Origin of the sequence: Nocardiopsis gilva YIM 90087 (assembly GCF_002263495.1) — a bacterium.
In the GTDB taxonomy this organism is placed as follows: Bacteria; Actinomycetota; Actinomycetes; order Streptosporangiales; family Streptosporangiaceae; genus Nocardiopsis_C; species Nocardiopsis_C gilva.
The window spans coordinates 3,630,100-3,650,018 of the sequence record NZ_CP022753.1; the positions used below are offsets into that span (position 1 = coordinate 3,630,100).

Below are 19,919 nucleotides of genomic sequence, written 5' to 3' on the forward strand. Positions count from 1 at the left end.
CGACGGCCGCCTCCCTCCTGGGTCGGACCGCGCGAAGGGAGGTCCTCGCATGAGTATCGACCTCGACTCCGCCGTGGCGATCGTGGGGCTGTCCGGGCGCTTCCCCGGCGCCGACTCCGTGGGCGCCCTGTGGGACAACCTGGCGGCCGGAGTGCGGTCGATCCGACCGCTCACCGACCAGGAGCGCCGTGCCCTGGCCCCCGAGGCCGTGGCGGACCCCGCGTTCGTTCCGGTGACGGCCGATGTGGCCGGAGCGGAGTACTTCGACGCCGAGTTCTTCGGCTTCACGGCCGACGAGGCCGCCGCGATGGACCCGCAGAACCGGCTGTTCCTGGAGTGCGTGTGGGAAGCCATGGAGGACGCCGGGCACGACCCGATGGGGCCGAGCATGCCCGTCGGCCTGTTCGCCGGGTGCGGCTTCCCCTCCTACCTGGCGCGGCTGAGCGGACAGCGGGGCGTGGACGTCGCGCCGGAGCTGCGGCGCGAGTCCGAGCGGATGCTGTACGCGGTCGGCAACGACCGGGACTCGCTGTGCTCGATGGTGTCGTACAAGCTCGACCTGCGCGGTCCCAGCATCGCCGTGCAGACGTTCAGCTCCTCGGCGCTGACCTCGGTGCACCTGGCGTGCCAGAGCCTGCTGGGCTACGAGACGGATCTGGCCCTGGCCGGGGGCGTGGCGATCCACACGCCGCAGGCCACGGGGTACCGCTACGACGAGGTCGGCACCCAGTCCCCCGACGGGTCGTGCCGCAGCTTCGACGCCGACTCGCGGGGCACCGTGATCGGCAACGGGCTGGGCGTGGTGGCGCTGAAGCGGCTCGCCGACGCGCACGCCGACGGCGACCACGTCTACGCGGCCGTCCTGGGCACCGCCGTCAACTGCGACGGCGGTGCCCGCGCCGGGTACGCCGCACCCGGGCGGGGCGGCAAGGCGCGGGTGGCCGCCGAGGCGCTGGCCAACGCCGGGGTGGCGGCCGGGGAGGTCGACTACATCGAGGCGCTCGGGCTGGGCGTCATGGTGATCGACACGATCGAGCTGAGCGCCCTGGCCCAGGTCTACGCCCCGGCACACGCGCCGCGCTCGTGCCCCATCGGCGCGCTGAAGCCCAACATGGGCCATCTGGAGCACGCCTCGGGGATCGCCAGCCTGATCAAGACGGCGCTGATGCTGCACCACCGCACCCTGCTGCCGACGATCGAGCACACCGAACCCAACGCGCTCCTGGCCGCGCCGGACAGCCCGTTCCGGATGCAGACCACGGCCGCGCCGTGGGAGCGCCGCTGCGGCAGTCCGCGGCGCGCTGCGGTGAACAGTTTCGGCATCGGCGGCACCAACGCCCACGCCATCCTGCAGGAGGCGCCGGAGCCGCCGGAGCGACCGCGTCCGCACGCGGGCGCGCCGCACCTGCTGCCGGTGTCAGCGCAGACGCCCGAGGCGCTGGAGGCGGCCGTCGCACGGCTGCGCGCACACCTGCAGCGCCGACCCGACCTGGACCTGCGGGACGTCGCCCACACCCTGCAGACCGGCCGCACGCCCTTCGCGCACCGCAGGTTCGTCGTCTGCCGCGGCGTGCCCGAGGCCATCGCGGCGCTCGGTGCCGACGATCCGGCCCGGACCTCCGCCGAGGCGGGGGCGGGCGCCGAGGGCGAGGGCGTGGTGCGCCTGCCCGACGACGACGCCCTGAGCGACCTCACCGCCGAACTCCGCGCGGTCGACCCCGCCTACGGCGCGGCGGCCGAGGAGTGCGAGGCGACCCTGCGCGCGTGCGCGGGGCATGAGGAAGCGCCGGGCACCGGCCCGGAGGTCGCCACGTTCGTCGCCCACTACGCCCTCGGCCGGACGATCACCGCGCTCGGGGTGACGCCGCGGCTGGTGACGGGGCAGGGCGTCGGGCGCCTTGCGGCCGGGTGCCTCGCCGGGACGCTCACGATGTCCGACGCGCTGGAGTGCCTGCGCGCCGGCGGCCCGTGGCCCACCGACGATCACTGCGCGGCGGTCGAGCCCGACGGCGTCGTCATCGAGGTCGGCGCCGCCTCCGCGGCGCCGGGGGTCATCCCCGCGTTCTCCCCTGACCTGTGCCGCGCGGAGGGCGCCCGCTTCGCGCTGTACGAGCTGGCCGGCCGACTGTGGCTGGCCGGTTTCCGGATCGACTGGGCCGGGCTGCACCCCGACGGACCCGGTCGCCGGATCCCGCTGCCCACCTACCCCTTCCAGAGCCGACGGCACTGGATCGACTAGGGGCGAGGGGGCCGGCGGCGCGCGGCGCCGCCGAGAAGACCCGAGAACCCCGAGTGAACCGAGAGAAAGGAGTGTCCGCATGTCGCTGGTCGGAATCGTCGGCTCCGGAGTGATGGGAGTCGGCACGGCCCAGAGCCTCGTGCAAAGCGGTCATGACGTCGTCATGGTCGACGTGAGTGAGGAGATCCTGGACCAGGCCGCCGCCGAGCTGGCGCGCAACACCCGGCTCAGCCGCCTGCTGGCCAGGCCCGGCGCGGAGCCAGCGATGACCACCGCGGGGAAGGTCGAGTACTCGGTCGAGTACGACGCCCTCGCCCCGGTGGACTTCGTCGTCGAGAACATCACCGAGAAGTGGGAGCAGAAGTTGGACCTCTACCCCGTCCTGGACACGGTGTGCCGGGCCGATGTGTGCTTCGCCGCCAACACCTCGTGCACATCCATCACCCGTCTCGGGTCGCTGACGTCGCGACCGTCCCAGGTCATCGGGATGCACTTCATGAACCCCGTCCCGCTGAAGCCCTCGGTCGAGGTGATCATGGGCCACCACACCTCCACCGCCACGCTCGACACCGCCAAGGAGCTGCTGTCGACGATGGGCAAGGAGGCGATCGTGGTCAACGACTCCCCCGGCTTCGTCTCCAACCGGGTGCTGATGCCCACCATCAACGAGGCGATCTACCTGGTGCAGGAGAAGGTCGCCGAACCGGCGGAGATCGACCGGCTGTTCGAGCGGTGCTTCGGGCACGCCATGGGGCCGCTGCAGACCGCGGACCTGATCGGCGTGGACACCATCCTGCACAGCCTCGAGGTGCTCTACGAGGACTTCAACGACAGCAAGTACCGCCCGTGCCCCCTGCTGCGCCGCATGGTCGACGCCGGCCTGCACGGCCGCAAGTCGGGCCAGGGTTTCTTCACCTACCAGAGCTGAAAACGGGAGCAACGATGACGACAGAGCAGATCAAGGCCGCCCTCCGCGAGTTCATCCTCGGCCGCTACCCCGACCTGGACCTCCGCGACGACGAGGACATCTTCCGCCTCGGCTTCGTCAACTCCCTGTTCGCGATGGAGCTGGTGCTGTTCATCGAGAGCAACTTCCAGCTCAGCATCCCCAACGAGGAGCTCGCCCTCGACGGCTTCCGCACCGTGGACGCCATGGCCGCACTCGTCGAGCGCGTCTCGGGCCGTGACGTCGCGGCGAAGGGGTGAGGGGAGTGGCCGATACCCTCGCGACCCTCGCCCGCACCCGAGAACGTTTTCGGGCGTTCGCCGATGGCGAGATCGTCCCGCACGCCGAGGAGTTCGACCGGGAACAGCGCATCCCGTCGGAGCTGATCAAGCGCCTGGCCGCGGAAGGCTACCTGGGCGCCATCCTGCCCGCCGAGGCGGGCGGCCCCGGGATGGACCGGGTGACGTTCGGCGCCCTGCACGAGGAGGTCGGGCGCGCCTGCTCCTCGGTGCGCAGCCTGCTCACGGTGCACAGCATGGTGGCCTTCGCGGTGCACCGCTGGGGCACCGCCGAGCAGAAAGCGGCCCGGCTCCCCGGACTGGCCAGCGGCGACAGACTGGGCGCGTTCTGCCTGACCGAACCCGAGGCGGGCAGCGACGCCGGGCGGATCGCCACCACGGCGGCCCGCACCGACGACGGGTTCCTGATCAACGGCACGAAGAAGTGGATCACCTGCGGGCAGATCGCCGACGTCTACCTGGTGTTCGCCAAAGCCCCTACCGGCATGTCGGCGTTCCTGGTCGACCGCGCCACGCCCGGGCTGTGCGTCCGACCGCTGACCGACATCATGGGGACCCGCGGCAGCATGCTCGCCGAGCTGGAGTTCCGCGACTGCGAGGTGGGCCCGGACGCGCTGCTCGGCCCGGAAGGCATGGGCCTGTCGCTTGTGGGCACCGGCGCCCTCGACATCGGGCGCTACAGCGTGGCCAGCGGATGCGTGGGGATCTTGCAGGCGTGCGTCGACGCCTGCGCCGACTACACCGCGCGACGCGTGGCGGGCGCGGTACCGCTGCGGGAGCACCAGCTCATCCGGCGGATGCTGAGCGACATGGTGACCAACCTGGAGGCCGGCCGCCTGCTGTGCCAGCGCGCCGGGACCCTCAAGGACGAGGCGAGCCCCAAGACGGTGATGGCCACGTGGATGGCCAAGTACTTCGCGTCGACAGCGGCCATGAGCGCGGCCTCCGACGCGGTGCAGATCCACGGGGCCAGTGGCTGCGGCGGCGGTGCGGCGGTGGGCCGCTACTACCGGGACGCCAAGATCATGGAGATCATCGAGGGGAGCTCGCAGATTCAGCAGCTCACGATCGCCGAAGAGGCATTCCAGCAGGCGGCTGCGCGTGCGACCCCCTCCCTGTCCGGATCGGAGGACCGCTGAGATGTCCACCAACCAAACCGAACCGGTCGTCGGCACCGCCTCGGCGGGAGCAGGCGGCGCCCACGCCCCCGCCAAGCCCCGCCAGGGGCGCGTCAAGTGCGTGGTCTGGGACCTCGACAACACCGTCTGGGACGGCACTCTGCTGGAGGACGGCCAGGTCATCCCGCGCCCGGAGGTCGTTGAGGCGATCCGGACCCTTGACGGTCGCGGCATCCTCAACTCGATCGCCAGCCGCAACGACCCCGACGCGGCGATGGAGCGGCTCACCGCGTTCGGGCTCAGCGAGTACTTCCTGTACCCGCAGATCGGCTGGAACCCGAAGTCGTCGAGTATCGCCACCATCGCCCAGCGGCTCAACCTGGGCATCGACGCGATGGCCTTCGTCGACGACCAGCCGTTCGAGCTGGCGGAGGTGGAGTTCACCCACCCGGAGGTGGTGTGCGTTGAGGTCACCGAGCTGGAGGAGGCGCTGGAGCGGCCCGAGCTGGTGCCGCGCTTCATCACCGACGAGTCGCGCCTGCGCCGCCGGATGTACCAGAGCGGTATCGAGCGGGAGCAGGTCGAGCAGGAGTTCGTCGGCACCAACGAGGATTTCCTCGCCTCGCTGCGGATGACGTTCACCGTCAGCGCGGCCCACGAGGAGGACCTCAAGCGGGCCGAGGAGCTGACCGTGCGCACCAACCAGCTCAACTCCACCGGGCACACGTTCTCCTATGACGAGCTGGACGCGTTCCGCTCGTCGCCCGACCACCTGCTGCTGGTGGCCGACCTGGAGGACCGCTTCGGGCCCTACGGAAAGATCGGCCTGGCACTGGTGGAGAAGGGTGTGGAGCACTGGCGGCTGCGGCTGATGCTGATGTCGTGCCGGGTGATGGCGCGGGGTGTGGGCAGCGTGCTGCTCAACCACGTGATGTGGCTGGCGCGCGACAACGGCGTCGGCCTGCGCGCCGACTTCATCGAGACCGGGCGCAACCGGCAGATGTACGTCACCTACAAGTTCGCCGGATTCCGCGAGGTCCTCCGGGACGGCGCCCGGACGGTCCTGGAGGCGGATCTGGCACGCGTCCAGGAGCCGCCGGAGCACCTGACCTTCCGAGGTGTGCCGGACGTCGGGTAGCCGGGCGGGCCGCGGCGGCCTCGTCCCCCGCCGCGGCCCGCACACCGCGACGGGGGAAACCCGGTGTCCGGCCGCCGATCGCGTCATGGAATGATCACGGGTCGACGTCCTACCCCCCGGTAACCACACCTGTCGCGCTTCCCGACAACGGAGGACCTGCCGCATGCCGCACGAGCCCGTGCCGACCGCCCCTGCCCGACTCGTTCGCGAGGAGGACGCCCGCGAGCGTCACCACTCCCAGGCCGTCAGCCTCGTTTCCCACGGCCTGCGGCGCGGCGACCCGGTGGCCGACGCCGCGATCGCCGAACTGGACACGCTGGGGCGGGAGGGGCGCGCGACCCTGGACGCCGGGCTCCGCCACGGCCTGGGCGCGCTCGACTCCGCGCCCCCGGCGATCGCGGCGCTGCTGCGGGAAAGCGAGACGCCGCCCTTCCCGATCGACGCCGAGATGCTGCGACGGGGTGACACCACCAGCCTGTCGGTCGACCCGTTCTGGAGCACGATCGCGTTCGCGCTCGGGTCCCTCGTCCACACCTACAGCGCGCCCGGGATCGCGCGTGTGCTCACCGGCACCGGGAAGCTGACCGTCACGGCCGCGCGCCGCCTGGCCGAGACCGGGCTGTGGCGCACCAACGCGATCCTGCCCGGCGGGCTGCTGCGCGGCGCCCCGGGTTACCTCGACACCGTGCACGTGCGGCTGCTGCACGCCCGCGTGCGCGCCGGCGCGCTGCGCCGGGGGTGGGACACCGACACCTGGGGGATCCCGATCAACCAGACGGACACGGCCCGCACCTGGCTCGACTTCACCGTCATCCCGTATGCGGCGCTGCGCAAGGTGGGGATCGCGACCAGTGCCGAGGAGGAAGCCGAGCTCTACCGCTACTGGGCGTTCCTCGCCCACCTGCTCGGGCTGGACCCGGAGTGGTACCGGCCCGTGACCGACCACGCGTCGGCTGACGCGCTGCTGTCGGCGATCGACGCCACCAACGCCGAGCCGGACGACAACGCGCGCCGACTCGTGGCCGCGCTGCTCGACGTGCTCACCGACGGGCCGCTCGGGCAGTCCCTCGGGATGGAGCGGGCGCACACGCGCGCTCTGCTGGCGGCGCTGACCCGGCTGTTCCACGGCGACGCCACCGCCGACGCACTCGGCATCGAACGCGTGGACGTGGCTCCGTTCCTGCCGGTGATCGCGATGGGCAATGCGCGGGCGCGGCGGTGGCAGCAGTTCAGCGCGGCCTCGCGCGATCTCGCGATGGTCGAGACGGTCGCGCACCGCCGACAGGAGTTCGCGGGGCTGGGACGGACCGAGTACCAGGCCGAGGTGGCGCCCGACGGCGACCGGGGATAGGCCGGGCATACCCAGGGGACCAGCGTGGTGGGTATGCCCATGCGGCACCGGACCGCTGCCGACGGGTTCGGGGACCGCACCCGGGCTCCGGGAATCGGTTGACCGAGATCCGGGTAGTTGACTCGGAAAAAGTTCCGATGTGTAGTTTCGCGCCGAGATCGAACTGACCGGGCACGTCAACCGTGTTCCTTACCGAGAGCGCAATCGTCTCCAGATAGGAAAACGCGCGCTTCCGGCGCTCGATATCGAAGGAGCTGGTCCCCTATGTCCCGTCTCGCCTTGAGCGCGGCAGCACTCGCCGCCCTGCTCGGTCTGGCCGCCTGCGGCGGCCAGGAACAGGAGCCCACCGCTGAGGACACCATCACCACAGAGCAGGAAACAGAGCAGGACACGGGAGGCGGCACGGCGGGCGACACAGAAGACACAGGAGAGGAGACGCCCGACGACGAGACCACCGCCGAGACGGTTCCCGTCAAGGCCAGTGAGTTCTCCTTCGCGGGCATTCCCGACACCCTCCCGGCCGGAACGATCAAGTTCGACTTCGACAACGTGGGCCAAGCGCAGCACAACCTCGTGATCGAGGAGATCGGCGACCAGAAGGTGGTCGAGGCCGGACCGGGCGAGCAGGCCAGCGGGACGGTCGACCTGGAGCCGGGCGAGTACACCATCTACTGCTCGATCGGCAACCACCGCGAGCAGGGGATGGAGACCACGGTCACCGTGGAGTAGGCGCCGCGAAGCCGACCGGCGCACCGCCCACCGCCCGGCCGGATCAGCCCGGGGCCGATCCGGCCGCCCGCGTCCAGGCCCCCGCTCACCGCTCCGTTTCCACCCCGCTCCCCCATCCCTCCCACGCCGCCCGCTCGGGCCGCGGACGACACAACGGAGGCTTCCGCCATGTCCGACACCCGCCTCACCACCGCCGCCGGCACCGCCCCGACAACGACGTTCCTGTGGGGGCTGCGGGTGACCGTGCTGCTGCACGCTGCACTGCTGGTGGTGGAGTTCGTCAGCGCCGGCCGCATCCTCGTACAGGACGACTCGGCCCTTCCCATCCATGGGGTCGGAGCCATCATCGTGCACGTGGTCGGCGGTCTCCAGATCCTCGCGGCGGCTCTGCTCTGGCGTCCGGGCAACGGCCCGCTGTGGCCCGCTGTCGTGAGCGCCGTCGCCTTCGGCGCCGGTTTCGCCCAGGGGTACTTCGGCAGCCACCTCATGCTGGAGCTTCACGTTCCCGGGGCGATGCTCCTCGTCATCCTGGTGACCTGGATTCTGGCCTGGTCCTGGACGGCGCGTTCGACCCACCGCCCGACCGGCTGAGCACTCCCGCCCGCATTCGGCTGATTCGCATAACGACGACGGATGAGACCTCTTTCACTCGCTCTCCAGAATTCGATAGGGTCGCGGCAGTCACTCGGAGAGGTGGCCGGATCGCACCGGGCGATCAACGCTGGGTGAAGGCACCCCCACAACCATGTAACCCGCTGTGCCCAGCGTCAGAGACGACTCCGCCGAACGGCTCCCCGCACGTCCGTGCGATCGGGGCCGCGCGTCCGACGGACGACCCCGGTGCGCCAGGGCCTCGGGCGGACGAGTGAGACCGCACATGCGGGGACTGCCGCTCACAGTCCCCCACCACGTTGTTCTGCGCGTCCGACGCGTCCGCCACCCCTCGGAGGGGCGCGGAAAGGGAGGGCGCGATGGCGAAGTCCACGTGGTGGTGTCCACGGTGCGACTTTTACAACAACCTCGACCGTAGAACATGCCTGAACTGCGGTGATCTACGGAAGACCGGCGCGACGACCGAATCCGGCACGGCCACCGCCCCGCAACCGGCGGCCGACGGGGAGCCGCGAGCGGTGCCCCCGCCCGCCGGTGCGTGGCGCTGTCAGGTCTGTGCCAGCGGCAACGACACACGGGACGGCACCTGCCGGTACTGCGGCAACCGCCGACCGCCGAAGGGCCGCCCGATCGACGACGCCCACGGCATCCGATCGACACTGGCGGAGCCGTCGGGCCGTGAAACGAGCGAGGAGCCCGCCCCGGGGCGCGACGGCGATCTGCTCGCCACCCCGTGCACCCCCGGCGGTCCCCGAGAACCGTGGGCGGACGCCGACGCCGCCAGCGGTGACGTCCCCCCACCCGCCGGCAGGGGGCCGGACACAGCCCCCCTCCCCCACGTCCCCGGGGAGTGCCCCTCCGGGCCACAGGACGCGACGGAACCGGGAATCCTCTCCGGATTCGACACGCCAGAGCTGGCGGAGCTGCGGCACGGGCGCCATGAGCGCCACGCGTCGATCACCGACTCCTCGTTCGTCGGACGGGTCCGCCGGAACCTCACCTCCGCCGGTCTCCTCGGACTGCTCGTGCCGCCCCTGCTCCTCCTGCTCCTGTACGGCTGTGCGCACCAGGGCGACGAACCCGCGAACTCCGGGGCGGGGGCGGCGCGGCCCGCGGCACCGGCCCCGACGCCGGGCGGCGATGACGAGCGCGCCTCCTCGGCGCCGGACGAATCCGACTGCCCGGCCCGCATCGCCCGACTCTTCCCGCAGCCCGAGGAAGGCACCCTCGTCGAGGCGTTCATGTCCGCGGACAAGCTGATCACGCTGTGCCGGACCGAAAGCGGCCGCCTCTTCTACTACGGGGAGTACTATGCCGAGCCGGAGAGCGGGACGCTCGTACCCGCCGAGGTGACCGATAACGGGTACGTCGCCGAGAGCGGCCCCTTCCGCTACGAGATCTCCGGCGACGAGGTCGTCGTCTTCCGCAACGGCGAGGAGCTGTCCCGGGACATGCTCATGCCCCTGACCGAGCCGCGTCCGCCGTCCCCGACCGTAGGGGACGACACGGACCTCGGCGTGGACGCGTGAGAACCCAAGCGGCGTCGATCCGACGGTCGGCACTCCCGGTTCCAAACCGTCCATTCCGCCCGCGCCGCCGCATGTGTGCCATTACCGAATCGTCATGGACACGCCCCACAATCTGGTCTCCGCCGCGGACCGGGTGCCGTACGGTCGTCATCCGGAAATCCATCCACGCGGGTCCCACTGGCGCCTCCGGGGCCACGGACCCGATCCCCACGACGGGTGGCGACACCACCCCTGGAATGGAGACCTTGTGCGACGGCGCAACTTCCTCGCGGCGAGTACCACGGCCGGAGTCGCCATGGCGACGCTCGGCAGCACGGCGGCCGCGAACCGGTCCACCCCGACCGAGTCGGCCCCGACACCGGGCACCACGCCCGGTGAGCGCGGCGTTCCCCAGACCCTGACCGAGCGGTCCACCGCGAGCACCACCACACCCCGCATGGTGCGGCCGGAGGCCGGCTTCGACTACGTCGCGGTCCGTTCTGGCGAGAACGCGCCGCGCAGCGCCGCGATCCGCTTCGAGGCCCCCGATGGCCTGACCGAATGGCGGTCGCTGCACTTCCACGGAGACGGGCGTGACGACAGGCCGGCCACCCCGGCGGCCCTCACGCCGGTCCCCGCTGGATGCACCGGATACGAGATCAGCGCGGAGGGCACGGACCGTGCCGAGTGTGTTGCGATGAACCTGCACGACGGGGGCAAAGTGCGTATGGGCGGCAGGCCCGTGGGCGAACTCTACGACGACACCGACACCGATCCCAAGGGCGGCCTGCTGGTCAAGTACCGCACCCGGGCGGGGTGGGGCGCCGACGAGTCGCTGCGGTTCAACGACGAGGGCGAGGAGGAGTGGCCGACCGCGTACTACCCGGTCCAGGCCATCACGGTGCACCACAGCGCCTGGGAGATCGGGGACGACGGCGCCGCCGCCAACGTGCGGGCGATCTACCACCTCCACGCGGTGGAGAACGGGTGGGGCGACATCGGCTACCACCTGCTCATCGACCCCGACGGCACGGTCTACGAGGGGCGCTGGTCCGGAAGCGACCTGATGCCGATCTTCCGTACGATCCCGCTGCCCGGGCGGGCGGAGGCGGTGACCGCGGGCCACGTCTACCAGTTCAACTCCGGCAACATCGGGATCTGTATGCTCGGTGACTTCACCGACCGGATGCCCACCCAGAAGGCCCAGGACAGCCTGGTGCACACGCTGCGCGCCCTGTGCTGGATCACCGGCGTGGACCCGGTGGAGGAGGTCGAGTACGTCAACCCGGTGAACGGGAAGAAGGCCACCCAGCAGGGCGTGTCACGCCACCGCGACTGGCTTCCGACCGAGTGCCCGGGCAACACGTTCGCCGAGCACTTCGACACGGCGATCCGCCAGCGCGTCGCGCGCGGCCTGGTCTGACGGGCGTCGATCGCCCACCGAGCACACCACGGTGTCTCCGGGGACCAGAGCCGCCCCGGAGACACCCGCCGGATCGCGGTGTCAGCCCCGGCCCCGCCGCCACTCGGCGATGAGCAGCCAGATGAGGTAGAGCCCGCCGATGAGGCCGGTCGCGGTACCGACCGGAAGGGCCGCGGTGCTGAAGAGCCGCTGCACCGCGAAGTCGCCCACCAGCAGCAACAGCGCACCCATGAGGGCAGCCGGAATCAGGCCGGGACCCGGTGACCCGGTGAGGCGTTGGGCCAGCTGCGGGGCGGCCAGCGCCACGAAGAGGATCGGCCCGGTCGCGGCGGTCGCGATCGCGGCCAGCACCACGCTCACCGCGATGAGCACCAGCCTGCTGCGCTCCACACCGACGCCGAGTGCCTTGGCCGCGTCATCGCCCATGCCGAGCAGGGACAGGGCGCGGCCGTGGTAGACGGCGACCGGGAGGAGGACCGCCAGCGCCAGGCCGACCGCCACCGCCTGCTCGGTCCCGACCTTGTTGATGCTGCCGACCAGCCAGGCCTGGGCGGCCAGGGCGTCCGTCAGGCTGGCCCGGGTGATCAGGTAGGAGTTGGCGGCCAGCGCCATGGCGGCGATGCCGATGCCCACGAGGATGAACCGGCTGCCGCGCACGCCGCGGGTGAACGCCAGCAGGTAGATGATCACGGCGGTGACCACGCCGCCGACCAGGGCGCCCAGCGCGACCTGGAGCATGCTTCCGCTCACCAGCACGATGACGATGAGCGCACCGGTGGCCGCGCCGTTGGTGAAGCCGATGATGTCCGGGCTGCCCAAGGGGTTGCCCGACAGCCGCTGCAAAATGGCGCCGCTGACCGCCAGGGACGCGCCGACGAACAGCGCGGTGAGCAGGCGCGGCATGCGCAGCGTGAAGACGATGAACTCGTGGCCGGGACTACCTTGACCGGCCAGGACAGAGACGACCTCGGACGGGCTGAGGGGGAAGTCGCCGACGGTGAGGGCGAGGACGGCCATCCCGAGGAGTCCGGCGGCCAGCACCGCGCACGCCACGACCGTCCGGACATGGACGCGCAGCGCGACCCTCTCGCCCCGGGTACGCAGTGGGGCATACCCGGTCGGCGTTCCGGCGGATTCGGCGCGGGCGCGCGGGATGCGGGCGGGAGGACCCATGGTGGCGACCGACCGGTTGTGGGGCGCGCGCCCCTGCGGCGCGGTCACAGCGCGGCCAACCGGCGACGACGGCACAGGGCGATGAACACGGGAGCTCCGATGAAGGCGGTGACGATGCCGACCTGCAGCTCGCCCGGCGCGCCGAGCACGCGGCCCACGACGTCGGATCCGAGGAGCAGAATCGGGGCGAGCAGCAGGGAGTAGGCCAGCACCCAGCGCTGGTCGGGGCCGACGATCAGCCGGGCCACATGCGGGACGGCCAGCCCGACGAACGTGATCGGCCCGGCGGCGGCGGTGGCGGCCCCGCACAGGAGCATGACCGCGACGGCGCCGAGTACGCGGGTGCGCCTGATGCGGACGCCCAGGGCACTGCCCATCTGGTCGCCGAGCGCCAGGGCGTTGAGCGGCCGCGCGAGGGCCAGCGCGATGACCGTACCCACGATGATGAAGGGCGCGACGGGCAGCAGGACGTTGAAGTAGCGGCCGGCGAGCGACCCGACGTTCCAGAACCGGAACTCGTCGAACGCCCGCGGGTTGATCAGCAGCATGGCGCTGTTGAAGGCGTACAGCACGGCGGTGATCGCCGCCCCGGCCAACACCAACCGGTCCGGCGTCGCCGCCCGCCCCCCGGTCGACCCGATGGCGTAGACGACGACGGACGCCACCACGGCACCGGCGAAGGCGAACCACACATATCCGGTGACCGCCGAGACCCCGAAGAACGCGATCGCCACGACCACCCCGGTCGAGGCGCCCAGGCTCACCCCGAGAATCCCGGGATCGGCCAGCGGGTTGCGGGTGAGCGCCTGCATCAACGCGCCGGAAAGCCCCAGGGCGATCCCCACCAGCGCACCGAGAATCGTCCGGGGGATCCGGTAGTCGTGCACGATGACGGCCTCGCGGGATCCGTCAGGGTGCCACAGCAGCTCCCAGACCGTGGCTAAGGGAATGTCGCTGGTCCCCACCCAGATGCTGAGCAGGGCGACGCACCCCAGCGCCGCGAGCGCCACCGGTATCCCGAGACGGCGCACGATCGGATCACGGGAACGCCGCTCCGTCCGCTCATCGGGGTCGGCGACGCTCCTCTCCTGCGAGCGAGCGGTGACCGACACCGGCGACCTCCTGAATGGGCGACGCAGTCCCGAATTGTTCCTAAGGTGAGGCTAACCGAACCGCGATGCTAACGGAGATCGCGGGTGGGGATCAACGTTCTGAATAAATGCCGAATATCACGCGAACAAGGACTAATGGGATATCCCATCACCGCCGAGGAACGGACGATCGCTGGTCGCTCCCGGGATGTGGAGCCGACGCCCGAGCGACTCCTGCTCCGTGATGTCACGGTGGCCGACCGAGGGAGCCATGCGGCCACAGGGGAAGGAGTAGTGGGCGACACCCTCGGCCACCACCGCGTCGAGGGAAGGTTCACGGACGGCGGAGACCGCGCCCGTCGTGCCCACGGGTACCGGCCGCGACACGGCGCCCTCAGCGTCAGCCCGTTCCAGCCGCCCACAGCGACGGAGTCTTTCCAGCTCAGCCCTGTGACATCGCGTCGCGATGCGTCGATGGCGCCGAGCGGCGGCAGAGCGGCGCAGAGGGCATCACGCGACGCCCCGAACCCGCGCACTCACGCGCCGTAGATCTGGGAGTCCGATGAATGCGTGAAGTGCGATCTTAGACTAGCCTTACCTAACCGATTGCTAACCGTGCCGGGCGACCCGTCGGAGGTAAGTGGAGTGGTGCGCGCAGAAGAGCCTGCCGAAGGGGCGGGCGGCTCCGCAGCGAGTTGGACGGGGCGTCGCGTGGTGCTGCGCGCGGTTTCCGGGCAGCGGCGGTTGATCACCGGGGCATCCGTGCTCGCCGCTTCGCACCAGGCGTGCGAGGCGCTGGTCCCGGTCGTCATCGGTGTGCTGATCGACGAGGCGGTGTCGACGGGGTCGGTCGCCGCGCTCGTCCGCTGGCTGGTGATCCTGGCGGTGCTGTTCACGGTGCTCTCCTACAGCTACCGGTTCGCCGCGCGCGGTGCCGAGCGGGCGTCGGAACAGGCGGCGCACCGGCTGCGGATCGAGCTGGGTGAGCGGGTTCTCGATCCCCAGGGCGGTGCCGAGGCCGGGCGGTTGCCCGGTGCGCTGGTCAACATCGCGACCGAGGACGCCAAGCGCGTCGGCCGGGTCAACGGCGCGGTGCCGTTCGGCGTCGCCGGGGTGGCCGGGCTGTTGGTCAGCGCCGTCGCACTGCTGGTGATCTCGACCCCGCTGGGTCTGCTCGTTCTCCTGGGAACCCCTCCCCTGCTGTGGCTCGCGCACGTGATCGGTCGTCCGCTGGAGCGCCGCAGCGGCGTGGAGCAGGAGCGTGCCGCACACGCCTCCGGGACCGCGGCCGACCTGGTGTCCGGGTTGCGGGTCCTCAAGGGGATCGGTGCGGAGAACGCGGCGGTGACCCGCTACCGGGAGGCGAGCCGGAACTCTCTGGCCGCCACGCTGCGCGCCACGCGCGCCCAGGCCGGGCACGACGGGGCGCTCTTCGCCCTCACCGGAGGGTTCATCGCACTCGTCGCCCTGGTCGGCGGCCACCTGGCGATCGGCGGATCCATCAGCATCGGCGACCTGGTCGCGGCGGTCGGCCTGGCGCAGTTCCTCCTCGGTCCGTTCCAGATCTTCTCGTGGGTGAACGGAATGCTGGCCCAGGGCCGCGCTTCGGCCGAGCGGGTGGCCTCGGTTCTGGCGGCGCCCCCGGCGGTGGCGGCCGGTGACGGCCGACTGCCGCAGGAGGTCACCGGCCGCCTGCGGCTGAAGGGCGTCACGCACGGCGCGCTGCACGACGTGGATCTGGACATCGCCCCCGGACGCCTGACCGGTGTGGTCGCCCCCGACCCGGCCGCCGCCGCGGCCCTGTTGGAGTGCCTGGGACGCGACGCCGACCCGGCGACGGGCTCGATCGAACTCGACGGCGTGGAGCTGTCGGGACTCCACCCCAGCGACGTACGCGCCGCGATCCTGGTCGCCGCGCACGACGCCGACCTGTTCGAAGGCACGCTGTGGGAGAACGTGACAGCGGCCGTCTCCGGAGCGGCGGAGGAGAAGGCGGAGGACACCGATCCGAGCGCGGCGATGAGCGCGGGGGTCGGGCGGGCACTGACCGCGGCTGCCGCCGACGAAGTCGCCAGCACCCTGCCGCACGGCGTCGACACGACAATCACCGAGCGCGGCCGCTCCCTCTCCGGTGGCCAGCGCCAGCGCGTCGCCCTCGCCCGGGCGCTCGCCGCCGATCCGCCGGTGCTGGTGGTCCACGACCCGACCACGGCCGTCGACGCGGTCACCGAGTCCCGCGTCGCCTCCGAGATCGCCGAGGTCCGCCGGGGACGCACGACCGTGCTGGTCACGACCAGCCCGGCACTGCTCGCGGCGACCGACCGCGTGGTGGTGATCGACGGCGGCACCGTGACCGCCGCGGGCACGCACACCGAACTCCTGCACACCGACCCCGCCTACCGCTCGGCAGTGCTCACGTGAGCCCGGCCGCAGCCAGCACCAGCGGGACACCCCGGCGCGCGACATCGTGGCGCCGAGAACCCCATGTCCCCCACCGCCACCACTCTGACCACCAACGACCGCAGAGGGATCCCCGATGACCGCAACGTCTGATCCGGCACGGGAGCTGCTGCCCACCGCCACCGGGAAGCGGACCGCCGCGGTGGTGGGCGGGTTGCTCCGACGCAACCGGGTCATCGCCGTAAGCGCGTTCCTGGCGATGGTCGGGGCCACCGGCATCGGACTGCTCACCGCGCCGCTGCTGGGGCACATCGTCGACATCGTCGCCGAGAAGGGCGGGGTCGGGGCCATCACCGTGCCGGTGGTGCTGCTCGCCGTCGTCGCGCTCGCGCGAGGGGCGGCGACCTCGGTGGGGCTGACCCTGGTGGCGCGACTCGGCGAGGGCATGCTCGCCACGCTGCGCGAGCGGTTCATCGACAAGGCGCTGCACCTGCCCCTCGAACAGGTGGAGCAGGCCGGCTCCGGGGACCTGACCGCGCGCGTGACCAGTGATGTGGCCGAGGTCGCCAAGTCGGTGCGTGAGGCACTGCCCGAGCTGGGTCGGTCACTGCTGACCATCACCCTGACGCTGGGCGCGCTCGCCGTGCTCGACTGGCGGTTCCTCGTGGCAGCGCTCCTGGCCGCCCCCATCCAGCTGCTGACCGTGCGCTGGTACCTGCGCCGCGCCGTCCCCCTCTACGCCGCCCAGCGCGTCGCCATCGGCGCCCAGCAGCAGCAGCTTCTCGACACCGTCGGCGGCGCGCGGACCGTGCGGGCCTTCCGGCTCACCGATGACCACGTGGAGCGGGTCTCCCAGCGCTCGCAGGGCGCCGTCGACCTGTCCCTGCGCGGCATCCGGCTGGTGACCGGCTTCTTCGCCCGGCTCAACCTGGCCGAGTACATCGGCCTGGGTGGTGTCCTGGCCACTGGTTTCCTGCTCGTCAACAACGGTTCGGCGAGCATCGGTACGGCGACCGCGGCGGCGCTGTACTTCCACAGCCTCTTCAACCCGATCAACGCGGCCCTCGTCCTCCTGGACGACGCGCAGAAGGCCGGGGCGAGCCTGGCCCGGATCATCGGGGTGGCCGATCTCCCGGGCGAGACCGACGACGCCCTGGAGGGGCGACCCGGCGTGTCGCGTGGCACCGACGAGGCCGCGGCCGAGCGGCCCGTCGTGCCGGTCGATGCCTCGGTGAAGGTGGCGGGGCTCGGCCATGCCTACAAGCCCGGCCACGACATCCTGCACGACGTGGACCTGCACATCAGCGCGCGGGAACGGGTCGCGCTGGTGGGGGCCAGCGGTGCGGGCAAGACCACCCTGGCCAAGCTGATCGCGGGCATCCACCGTCCCACCTCGGGAGCGATCGCGCTCGGCGGGGTGGGTATCGACGAGCTCGGCCCCGCGTCCATCCGCTCCACCGTCGCTCTGATCAGCCAGGAGGTGCACGTGTTCGCCGGTCCGCTGCGCGACGACCTGCGCCTGGCCCGGCCCGGCGCCACGGATGGGGAACTGCGCGAAGCTCTGGCCCGAGTCGGCGCTCTGACCTGGGTCGATGCCCTTCCCGAGGGCCTGTCGACGGTGGTCGGCGACGGCGGGCACCGGTTGACCGTGGCGCAGGCCCAGCAGCTGGCACTGGTCCGGCTGGTGCTGACCGACCCGCCGATCGCGATCCTCGACGAGGCCACCGCCGACGCGGGCAGTGCCGGCGCCCGCGAGCTGGAGGAGTCGGCCGCTCGCGCGCTGGAGGGGCGCACCGCCCTCATCGTGGCCCACCGCCTCACCCAGGCGGCCAGCGCCGACCGGGTGGTGGTGTTGGACGCCGGACGGGTCGTGGAAACGGGAACCCACGACGAGCTCGTCGCGGCGGGCGGGCGTTACGCGGCCCTGTGGGAGGTCTGGGCGGACAACCGCCGGGATGTGGATACGGAGACGGAGGGGTAGGCGTGTGACCTGGGCCGCTTCTGGACACACTGGGGTCTGGTCTAGGCCAATGTGTGGTACACACCGGGCGGAGGCATTTTGATTCACGTGCCCAGGACAAGGAGCGGAGCCATGCCGGAGACAACCCCTGCCGAAAGCACGCGCCTCGACCAGCGTGCGGAGTGGAACGCGCTGGCCGAGCACCGCGAGAAGCTGGGCGACACGCACCTACGGGACCTGTTCGCCGCCGATCCCGGGCGGGCCGGACGCTACGGCCTGCGGGTCGGCGACCTCCACCTCGACTACTCGAAGAACATCGTCACCGACGAGACCCTGCGTCTGCTGCGCGAGCTCGCGACCTCCACCGGGGTGACCGAGCTGCGCGACGCGATGTTCCGCGGCGACAAGATCAACTTCACCGAGCACCGCGCCGTACTGCACACCGCGCTGCGCGCCCCCCGCGACGCTGTGATCGAGGTCGACGGGCACAACGTCGTCCCGGACGTGCACGCCGTGCTGGACCGGATGTCCGACTTCGCCGAACGCGTCCGCTCGGGTGCGTGGACGGGCCACACCGGCAAGCGCATCACGCGCGTCGTCAACATCGGCATCGGCGGATCCGACCTCGGCCCGGCCATGGCCTATGAGGCGCTGCTCCCGTTCACCGCGCGTGCGACCGACGTCCGTTTCGTCTCCAACGTCGACGGCTCCGACCTGCACGAAGCGCTGCGCGGCGCCGACCCCGAGCAGACGCTGTTCATCATCGCGTCCAAGACCTTCACCACCATCGAGACCATCACGAACGCCACCTCCGCGCGGACGTGGCTGCTCGACGCCCTCGGCGGTGACGCCTCCGCCGTTGCCAAGCACTTCGTGGCGGTATCCACGAACGCGGAGAAGGTCGCCGAGTTCGGCATCGACACCGCCAACATGTTCGAGTTCTGGGACTGGGTGGGCGGCCGCTACTCCTACGACTCGGCGATCGGGCTGTCGCTGATGGTCGCGATCGGCCCGGACCGCTTCCGCGAGATGCTCGACGGCTTCCGGCTGATGGACGAGCACTTCCGCACCGCCCCGATCGAGGCGAACGCGCCGCTGCTGCTCGGCCTGCTCGGGATCTGGTACGGCGCCTTCTTCGACGCCCAGTCGCACGCCGTACTCCCCTACAGCCACTACCTGTCGCGTTTCACGGCCTACCTGCAGCAGCTCGACATGGAGTCCAACGGCAAGGCCACCGACCGCTCCGGGCGACCGGTCTCCTGGCAGACCGGCCCGGTGGTCTGGGGCACGCCGGGCACCAACGGCCAGCACGCCTACTACCAGCTGCTGCACCAGGGGACGAAGATGGTCCCGGCCGACCTCATCGGCTTCGCCCGCCCCTCGGCCGAGCTCAGCCCCGAGCTGGCCGCCCAGCACGATCTGCTGATGAGCAACCTGTTCGCCCAGGGGCAGGCGCTGGCGTTCGGGAAGACGGCCGAGGAGGTCGCGGCCGAGGGGGTGGCGGCGGAGCTGGTTCCCCACCGCACCTTCCACGGCAACCGCCCCACCACGACCATCCTGGTCTCCGAGCTGACCCCATCGGTACTCGGCCAGCTCATCGCGCTCTATGAGCACAAGGTCTTCGTGCAGGGCGCGGTGTGGGGCATCAACAGTTTCGACCAGTGGGGTGTCGAGCTCGGCAAGATGCTGGCCAAGCGCGTCGAGCCCGCCCTGACCGACGGCGCCGAGGTGAGCGGACTGGACGCCTCCACCGCCGATCTCGTCGCGCGCTACCGCGAGCTGCGCGGACGTTGATCTGACATCGATCGACGGCGGATCGGGGCCTGGGTCTGCTGGGTCGGCCCGGCCCCTCACTGCTGTCGCCCTCGCGGGTTTACACCACAGCGCGGGAAACGATCCCTCCTTTCCTCATGCCGACACGGGCGTGCCCGC

General features: G+C 71.4%; 16 protein-coding genes. 13 read left to right on the forward strand and 3 right to left on the reverse strand.

Features of this window, described 5'->3' with window-relative positions:
* Positions 1-49: 49 nt before the first annotated feature.
* From CDO52_RS16550 to CDO52_RS16595, 10 genes are all read left to right on the forward strand, one after another.
* The gene (locus CDO52_RS16550; RefSeq protein ID WP_094932509.1) at positions 50-2,239 is read left to right on the forward strand and encodes a beta-ketoacyl synthase N-terminal-like domain-containing protein; all 2,190 of its coding nucleotides are present in this window, start codon (positions 50-52) and stop codon (positions 2,237-2,239) included.
* A 79-nt stretch (positions 2,240-2,318) separates the two neighbouring features.
* Positions 2,319-3,167 carry a 3-hydroxyacyl-CoA dehydrogenase family protein gene (locus tag CDO52_RS16555; RefSeq protein ID WP_017617823.1) on the forward strand — a complete coding sequence of 283 codons (849 nt, stop codon included), beginning with the start codon at positions 2,319-2,321 and terminating at the stop codon, positions 3,165-3,167.
* Between the two features lie 14 nt (positions 3,168-3,181).
* Positions 3,182-3,445 carry an acyl carrier protein gene (locus tag CDO52_RS16560; protein WP_017617824.1) on the forward strand — a complete coding sequence of 88 codons (264 nt, stop codon included), beginning with the start codon at positions 3,182-3,184 and terminating at the stop codon, positions 3,443-3,445.
* Positions 3,446-3,450: 5 nt separating this feature from the next.
* The gene (locus CDO52_RS16565; protein WP_017617825.1) at positions 3,451-4,623 is read left to right on the forward strand and encodes an acyl-CoA dehydrogenase family protein; all 1,173 of its coding nucleotides are present in this window, start codon (positions 3,451-3,453) and stop codon (positions 4,621-4,623) included.
* Between the two features lies 1 nt (position 4,624).
* Positions 4,625-5,740 carry an HAD-IIIC family phosphatase gene (locus tag CDO52_RS16570; protein WP_017617826.1) on the forward strand — a complete coding sequence of 372 codons (1,116 nt, stop codon included), beginning with the start codon at positions 4,625-4,627 and terminating at the stop codon, positions 5,738-5,740.
* 163 nt (positions 5,741-5,903) lie between these two features.
* Positions 5,904-7,091, forward strand: coding sequence for an oxygenase MpaB family protein (locus CDO52_RS16575; protein WP_017617827.1), 1,188 nt, complete (start codon positions 5,904-5,906; stop codon positions 7,089-7,091).
* Positions 7,092-7,355: 264 nt separating this feature from the next.
* Positions 7,356-7,820: a cupredoxin domain-containing protein gene (locus CDO52_RS16580; RefSeq protein WP_017617828.1), complete on the forward strand. Its 465-nt coding sequence runs from the start codon at positions 7,356-7,358 to the stop codon at positions 7,818-7,820.
* 168 nt (positions 7,821-7,988) lie between these two features.
* Positions 7,989-8,411: a hypothetical protein gene (locus CDO52_RS16585; RefSeq protein WP_017617829.1), complete on the forward strand. Its 423-nt coding sequence runs from the start codon at positions 7,989-7,991 to the stop codon at positions 8,409-8,411.
* A gap of 380 nt (positions 8,412-8,791) precedes the next feature.
* Positions 8,792-9,961: a chromosomal replication initiator protein DnaA gene (locus CDO52_RS16590; RefSeq protein WP_152471548.1), complete on the forward strand. Its 1,170-nt coding sequence runs from the start codon at positions 8,792-8,794 to the stop codon at positions 9,959-9,961.
* A 247-nt stretch (positions 9,962-10,208) separates the two neighbouring features.
* The gene (locus CDO52_RS16595) at positions 10,209-11,363 is read left to right on the forward strand and encodes a peptidoglycan recognition protein family protein (protein WP_017617831.1); all 1,155 of its coding nucleotides are present in this window, start codon (positions 10,209-10,211) and stop codon (positions 11,361-11,363) included.
* Between the two features lie 81 nt (positions 11,364-11,444).
* Here the strand turns inward: CDO52_RS16595 and CDO52_RS16600 are convergent, their stop codons facing one another.
* The 3 genes from CDO52_RS16600 to CDO52_RS16610 all read right to left on the reverse strand — a co-directional run bounded on the left by CDO52_RS16600 (position 11,445) and on the right by CDO52_RS16610 (position 14,014).
* A complete protein-coding gene (locus CDO52_RS16600) occupies positions 11,445-12,584 on the reverse strand; it encodes a FecCD family ABC transporter permease (protein ID WP_017617832.1) in 1,140 nt (379 codons plus the stop codon).
* Entirely contained in the window at positions 12,581-13,648 is a 1,068-nt protein-coding gene (locus CDO52_RS16605; RefSeq protein WP_017617833.1) for a FecCD family ABC transporter permease, read from the reverse strand. The genes CDO52_RS16600 and CDO52_RS16605 overlap by 4 nt, the downstream gene beginning before the upstream one ends.
* A gap of 132 nt (positions 13,649-13,780) precedes the next feature.
* Positions 13,781-14,014 carry a hypothetical protein gene (locus tag CDO52_RS16610; RefSeq protein WP_157745612.1) on the reverse strand — a complete coding sequence of 78 codons (234 nt, stop codon included), beginning with the start codon at positions 14,012-14,014 and terminating at the stop codon, positions 13,781-13,783.
* A gap of 258 nt (positions 14,015-14,272) precedes the next feature.
* Between CDO52_RS16610 and CDO52_RS16615 the strand changes: the two genes are divergently transcribed.
* The 3 genes from CDO52_RS16615 (at position 14,273) to pgi (ending at position 19,781) form a co-directional block, all read left to right on the forward strand.
* Entirely contained in the window at positions 14,273-16,048 is a 1,776-nt protein-coding gene (locus CDO52_RS16615) for an ABC transporter ATP-binding protein (RefSeq protein WP_232524222.1), read from the forward strand.
* A 115-nt stretch (positions 16,049-16,163) separates the two neighbouring features.
* A complete protein-coding gene (locus tag CDO52_RS16620) occupies positions 16,164-18,008 on the forward strand; it encodes an ABC transporter ATP-binding protein (protein ID WP_017617836.1) in 1,845 nt (614 codons plus the stop codon).
* Positions 18,009-18,119: 111 nt separating this feature from the next.
* Positions 18,120-19,781 (forward strand): glucose-6-phosphate isomerase, encoded by a 1,662-nt coding sequence (gene pgi / locus CDO52_RS16625; protein ID WP_094932510.1) that lies wholly within the window; start codon positions 18,120-18,122, stop codon positions 19,779-19,781.
* Positions 19,782-19,919 lie beyond the last annotated feature (138 nt).